The sequence below is a fragment of the Corallococcus sp. AB030 genome (assembly GCF_003668965.1).
Lineage (GTDB): Bacteria > Myxococcota > Myxococcia > Myxococcales > Myxococcaceae > Corallococcus > Corallococcus exiguus.
In genome coordinates this window covers 1-6,903 of sequence record NZ_RAWQ01000328.1, presented here as the reverse complement: position 1 = coordinate 6,903, position 6,903 = coordinate 1, and the positions used below count along the sequence as shown (strand labels likewise).

Below are 6,903 nucleotides of genomic sequence, written 5' to 3'. Positions count from 1 at the left end.
CGGGTTCAGCGAGGGACGGGGCGGGTGCTACGCCCGTGGACACGGCAGACCCGTGCGAGGACACACCCGCCTCCGGAAGACTCCCGTGCACCGGAGCCCCGTGTGAGACGCCGGCCGGATCCGTCGTCGCGGACTCGATCTGAATCGCGCCGTTCGAAGCCGTCATCGCGGACGAGGCTTGAGGAGCGCGAACCGACACAGGGGCCGTCATCGCGGAGGCGGCCTGAGGAGCGCGGACTGACGCCGTGACCAGTGCCAGGTCGGAGGTCACATCAGGCGCACGCTCCACGGGCGCGGCCGGGGCCTCTGCCGGAACCTGCGGCGCACGAACGGGACTTCCTGCCGGAGGCGCGAACGGAGACGTCGTGGCGCGTGCTCTCGGCTGCACCCAGACCGCCTGGGTCTGGAACGCATACGTGGGCAGGTGCAGCCGCAGGCGCTGCTCGTGCGCGTAGAACGCGCTCCAGTCCACAATCACACCCGCGGTCCACAGCTCGCCCACGGCCTGGAGCCAGCCCATCTGCTCCGTCGTCTTCCCGCCCACCCGCAGCGACGCCAGCGCGTGGACGGGGGATCCGCCGCCTTCGGGCCGGGCCAGGTTCGCGCGCACCAGCGGCGTCACGTCCTGTCCCGGTCCCACCTCCAGCAGCACCGTGCAGCCTTCCGCCTGGAGCGCCTCCACCGCGCGGGTGAAGCGCACCGGCTGGCGCATCTGCTCCGTCCAGTAGTCCGGCGCCGCGAGCTGTCCCGGCCTGGCCAGCGCCCCCGTGAGGCTGGACACGTACGGCACCGCTGGCTCCGACCAGCGCAGCGTGCCCACCACGCGCGCCAGCTCCGGCATCAACGGCTCCACGTCCGCGGAGTGGAACGCGTGCGGCGCGGGCATGCGCACCGCACCGGCCTTCTGGGCCTTCAGCTCGGCCTCCAGCCGCTCCACTTCCTCCACCGGCCCGGACACCACGCAGCGGTCCGGAGCGTTCACCGCCGCCACCGACAGCCGGCCCGACAGCAACGGCTGCACGCGCTCCACGGGCAGGGCCACCGCGAGCATCGCGCCCGGCGGCATCCGGTGCATCAGCTCCCCGCGAGCCACCGCGAGGCGCATACCGTCCTCGACCGACAGCGCCCCCGCGATGCACGCCGCCGCGTACTCACCGAAGCTGTGACCCATCACCGCGGACGGCGTGACGCCCAGGTCCCGCCACATCCGAGCCAGCGCCACCTGCACACTGAACAACGCGGGCAGCGCCACGCGCGTGTCCGCGAGGTCCGCCGAAGCATCGGCCTCGGGCGCCAGCACGGCCGACACCCGCGCCCGCAGCGGCGCGTCCAGCAACGCGAGGCACGCATCCAGGTGCGCGCGGAACAGCGGCGACGCCTCCGCCAGCTCACGCCCCATGGCCAGCCGCTGCGAACCCTGCCCGGAGAACACGAACGCCACGCGCGGCGCCTTGCCCGGGCTCTTCGCCAGCGTCACCGGCTTCTGGAGCTGCCGCGCCAGGTCCTCCGCGCCCGTCACCACCACCGCGCGGCGGTACTCGAACGCCTTGCGACCCACGGCGTGCGTGAACGCCAGATCCGCCAGCGCCGAGTCCCCGACGCCCGCCGCCTCCAACCGCCGCGCCGCCGCCTCCAGCGCCTCCGGCGAGCGCGCGGACAGCACGACGAGCTGGTGGGAACGCGTGGTCGAACCACTCTGCCGCATGGGAGCTTCCTCGAGGATGGCGTGGGCATTGGTGCCACCAATGCCGAAGGAGCTGACCGCGGCGAAGCGAGGCGTCTCGCTCCGAGGCCACGACCGCAACGTGGTGTTGACGAAGAACGGACCCGCGTCGAAGTCGATCTGCGGGTTGGGCTTCTCGAAGTGGAGGCTGGGGGGAATCTCACCGTGGTGCAGCGACAGCGCGGCCTTCATCAGGCCCGCCAGTCCCGCGGCCGTGTCCAGGTGCCCCACGTTCGTCTTCAGCGACGCCAGCGCGATGCGTCCCCGGTGCTCCACGCCCAGGCCGTACGCACGGGTCAGCGCCGCCACTTCAATCGGATCCCCCAGCGGCGTCGCGGTGCCATGGGCCTCCACGTAGCCCACGGCCTCCGGTGCCACGCCCGCGTTGGCCAACGCCTGGGACACCACCGCTGCCTGGCCCTGCACGCTGGGCGCGGTGAAGCCGGACTTGTTCTTGCCATCGTTGTTGAGCGCCGAGCCCCGGATGACGGCGTAGATGGCGTCCCCATCCCGCACCGCGTCCTCCAGCCGCTTGAGCACCACCGTGCCCACGCCGTTCCCGGGCAGCGTCCCCTGTGCCCGAGCGTCGAACGCACGGCAGTGTCCGTCCGGTGAGAAGATGAGGCCCTCCTGCGCCACGTAGCCCGTGCGCTGCGGCAGCGACAGCCGCGAGGCCCCCGCGAGCGCCACGTCGGACTGACCCGTCCGCAGGCTCTGACAGGCCAGGTGCACGGCCACCAGACCCGTGGAGCACGCGGTGTAGAGCAACGTGCTCTCACCCGTGAGCCCCAGCTTGAAGGACGCCTTCGTCGGCAGGCTCTCGTGGGTGGCGGTGCCGTTCAGCTCGAAGAAGGACGCCGCGTCCAGCGGCATCGCCTGCCGCACGGCCTCCGCGTATCCAGAGGCCGCCGCGCCCGCATACAGCGAGATGGCGCCGGGGTAGCGCTCCGGATTGACGCCCGCGTCCTCCAGCGCGGCCCACGCCGTCTGGAGGAAGAGCCGCTGCTGCGGATCCGTGAACTGCGCCTCGCGCAGCGACATGTCGAAGAACGCGTGGTCGAACCCCTCCACGTCCTCCAGGACACCCGCGGCCGGGACGAACGCCGGGTGGTACCAGAGCTCGAACCCCTCCGGCAGGGAGGGCAGGTGCTCCAGCTCCTCGGGGGTGAAGCGCGTGATGGACTCCACGCCCTCGCGCAGGTTCCGCCAGAACGCCTCCACCGTTCCCGCTCCGGGGAAGCGGCCCGCCATGCCGACGATGGCGATGGACCCGGAGGCGCCAGGCTTCGACGCCTCGCGCGGACGGTGGCCGGGCGCGGTGGGCGACGGCGCGGGTGCTCCCTGCGACTCGTGCTCCAGCCGCTGGGCGAGCGACTCCACCGTGGGGTGTTCGAACAACCAGACCACGGGCACATCGCGGCCCAGCGTCTCCTTCAAGCGCGAGGCGAGCCGCATCACGGACAGCGACGTGCCACCCAGGTCGTTGAACAGGTGGTCCTGCGTACCCACCCGGTCGGCCCCGAGTTCGCGGGACCACGTGGAGGCGATCCGTTCCTCCAGTGGATGGGAGGGCGCCACGTAGCGCTCACGCCGGCCGGTGACCTCCGAGTCCGGAGCGGGCAGGGCCTTGCGGTCCACCTTGCCGCTGGGGTTCAGGGGCAGGGTGGGGAGCGCCACGAACAGCGACGGCACCATGTAGTCGGGGAGCTTGCGGCGCAGGGCCTCTCGCAGCCGCGTGGGCTCCAGCACCTGACCCGGGCGCGGCATCGCGTAGGCCACGAGCCGCTTGTCGCCGGGCACGTCCTCGCGCACCACCGCCGCGGCCTCGTGCACTTCGGGCAGCTCGCGCAGGGCGGCTTCCACTTCCGGAAGCTCGATGCGGAAGCCGCGCACCTTCACCTGGTGGTCCGTGCGGCCCAGGAAGTCCAGCGTCCCATCCGCGCGCCAGCGGACCCGGTCGCCCGAGCGGTACAGCCGTGCGCCAGGCTGCGCGCCGTACGTATCCGGCACGAAGCGCTCCGCCGTGAGGTCCGGCCGCGACACGTAGCCCCGGACCACGCCATCTCCGCCGAGGAACAGCTCCCCCGGCACGCCCACCGGCACCGGCTGGAGCCGCGCGTCCAGCACGTACGCCGTGGTGTTCGCGAGCGGCGCGCCAATGGGCACCGACGCGCCCGCCTGCTCTGGCCGCTCCACCGTGAAGAACGAGGCGGCCACGGAGCATTCACTGGGGCCGTAGGCGTTGATGACGGTCCGGCCCAGGAACTCCACCGCGCGGCGCACATGCGGGGCGGAGATGACGTCGCCCGCCACGTGCACTGCGCGCAGCCGTCCGAGGATGTCCAGCCGGTGCTCCACCAACTGCGAGAAGAGCCCCGACGTCAGGTGGGCGAAGCTGACCGCGTGGCGCTCCACCACGCGCGCGAGCGTGTCCATGTCTCCGGCGGGGACCTTGCCGGGGAAGATGACCAGCCGGCCGCCATGCAGCAGCATCGTCCACAGCTCCATCACGGAGCCGTCGAAGGACAACGGCGCGAAGAGCATGCCCGTTTCGCGCTGACCGACGCGCGAGTAGGGCTCGGCGTGCACGAGGCGCATCACGCCACGATGCTCGGAGGCCACCCCCTTGGGACGACCGGAGCTGCCGGAGGTGAAGATGACGTAGGCAAGGTTGCGAGGCCCCACGGTGACTTCCGGCGCGGTGACAGGCTGATCATCGAGCGACAGCGCGTCCACGAAGAAGCAGGCCAGGGTCGCGTCCGGCACGTGCAGCCGCTCACGCAGCGCGCGCGTGGTGAGCAGCATCCGGGGCCGGGCGTCCTCCATCATGAACGCCAGCCGCTGCGCGGGGTACGACGCATCCAGCGGCACATAGGCGCCGCCCGCCTTGAGGATGGCGAGCACCGAGACGACGAAGTCCACGGAGCGCTCCATGCACACCGCCACCGGCACGTCCGGGCCCACGCCCCGAGCGCGGAGGAAGTGCGCGAGCGGATTGGCCCGCGCCTCCAGCTGCGCGTACGTCAGGCGAAGATCCCCGTCCTCCACGGCGATGGCGTCCGGAGTCCGGGCGACCTGGAGCGCGAACTGCTCGGGGAGGGTGCTGCCGGAGGGGTAGTCCCGGGCCGTGTCGTTCCACGCGGTGAGCACCTGGTGGCGCTCCGCGTCCGTCATCCAGGGCAGCTCGTGGATGGAGGTCTCCGGGGCCGCGATGGCGGCGTCCAGCAGCACGCGGAAGTGACCGGCCAGCCGCGCCACGGTGCCGGCGTCGAACAGCTCCGTGGAGTACTCCAGCCAGCCCTCGAAGCCCTGGGGGGACTCCGCGAGCGACAGCGTGAGGTCGAACATGGACGTGCCGGTGTGCACGTCCAGGAGCCGGGACTGGAGCCCCTGCAGGACGGGCGCGTCCACGCGCGCGCCCTGGAGGTTGAACATCACCTGGAACAGCGGCGTGTGCCCCAGTTCACGAGGAGGCCGGAGCGCCTCGACCACACGCTCGAAGGGCACATCCTGGTGCGCGTACGCGCCCAGCGCCGTCTCCCGCACGCGGGCCAGGAGCTCCCGGAACGAAGGAGCCCCCGACAGCCGCGTGCGAAGGACCAGCGAGTTGACGAAGAGGCCGACGAGCCCCTGGAACTCCGCGCGCTGACGGCCCGCGATGGCCGTGCCCACGCTGATGTCGTCCTGGCCCGCGCGGCGGGCGAGCACGGTCTGGAAGGCCGCGAGCAGGACCATGAACGGCGTGACGCCTTCACGCTCCGCCAGCGTCCGGACCGATTTCGCGAGGCCCGCTTCCAGCACCACCGGCACCCGAGCGCCCGCGGACCCACGCCGCGAGGGACGCGGCCGGTCCGTGGCCAGCTCCAGCAACTGGGGAGCACCGGCGAGCTGTGTCCGCCAGTAGTCCAGCCGCGACTCCAGCGCGGCGCCGTCCAGCGCGTCCCGCTGCCAGTCGGCGGCGTCGGCGTAGTCGAGGGGCAGGGCGGGCAGGGGCGACGGGCGGCCTTCGCGCAGCGCCGAGTAGAGGGCCGAGACCTCGCGCACCAGCACTGCCATGGACGTGGCGTCCGACACGGCATGGTGCATGACGAGCACCAGCACATGGGTCCGCGCATCCAGCGTGAGGAGCGTGGCGCGCACCAGCGGTCCGCGCTCCAGGTCGAACGGGCGGCGGGCCTCTTCGTGGGCCAGGCGGAGCGCCTCGGCTTCGCGGGCGTTGGCGGGCAGGGACTCCAGTGACACGCGCGCCAGCGGCAGGGATGCATCCGGCGCGATGACCTGCCGGGGCTGCCCCGGGGCCTCGCGGAAGGAGGTCCGCAGGCCTTCATGCCGGGCCGCGAGCGCCACGAGGCTGCCCTCCAGCGCGGCCACATCCAGTTCGCCCTCCAGGCGCACGGCGGCGGGCAGGTTGTAGGACACGTCGCCGGGGGCGTACCGGGACAGGAAGAACAACCGGGCCTGCGAGGAGGACGCCTCGCGGTCGCCGCCCACGTTTCTGCGAAGAGGCGCGGGGCCCGCCGCGTCACGGAGGGAGGCCAGCCTGTGAGCCAGGGTCGTGATGCTCGGCCCCTGGAGCAGCCATTCCATGGGCACCGTCAGCCCGGTGCCGGCGCCCACTTCGTGCGCCAGCTCCACCGCGCCCAACGAGTCCAGCCCGTAGCGAGTCACCGGAGCATCGACGTCGATGTCCTCACGGATCATGCGCACGTGCCGGGCCACGACGTCTCGCAGCCATGCGACCAGTGCTTCCGCGTCCGGCTTCTCAGGCAGCGACGCTTCCGCCTTCGGCCCAGCGGGCAGGGGAGCCTCGGCCGGCGATGGGCGTGCATTGGAAGATTGAGAGCCCTCGGCCCGCCACGCGGTCACCTCCTGCAACGTCCCCGCGAGGAAGGCCGCTCGGCACGCGTGCCGCTGCACCTTGCCGCTTGACGTCTTGGGCAGACTGCCCGGCTCGATGATCACCACCGCGTGCGCCTGCACCTCGTGCGACTCCGCCAGCCTCTGACGGATGGTGCCCACCGCCGCGTCCGCCGCCGCCAGTTGCTCACGCAGTCCGCCCAGCCGCCGCACGTCGATTTCCTGCACGACGACGGCGCGCTCCTCGCCCCCCACCTCCACCGAGAACACCGCGCCGCCCCCGGGCCTCAGCGCCGGGTGCGGCGCGGTGTTCTCGGTGGAGG

The 6,903-nt window shown here is 72.4% G+C and carries 1 protein-coding gene; it reads right to left on the bottom strand.

Annotated features, from left to right (window positions below; genetic code table 11):
* Positions 1–6,903: non-ribosomal peptide synthetase/type I polyketide synthase (locus D7Y15_RS41325; protein ID WP_121756015.1), on the bottom strand; the 6,903-nt coding region annotated here is incomplete at both ends.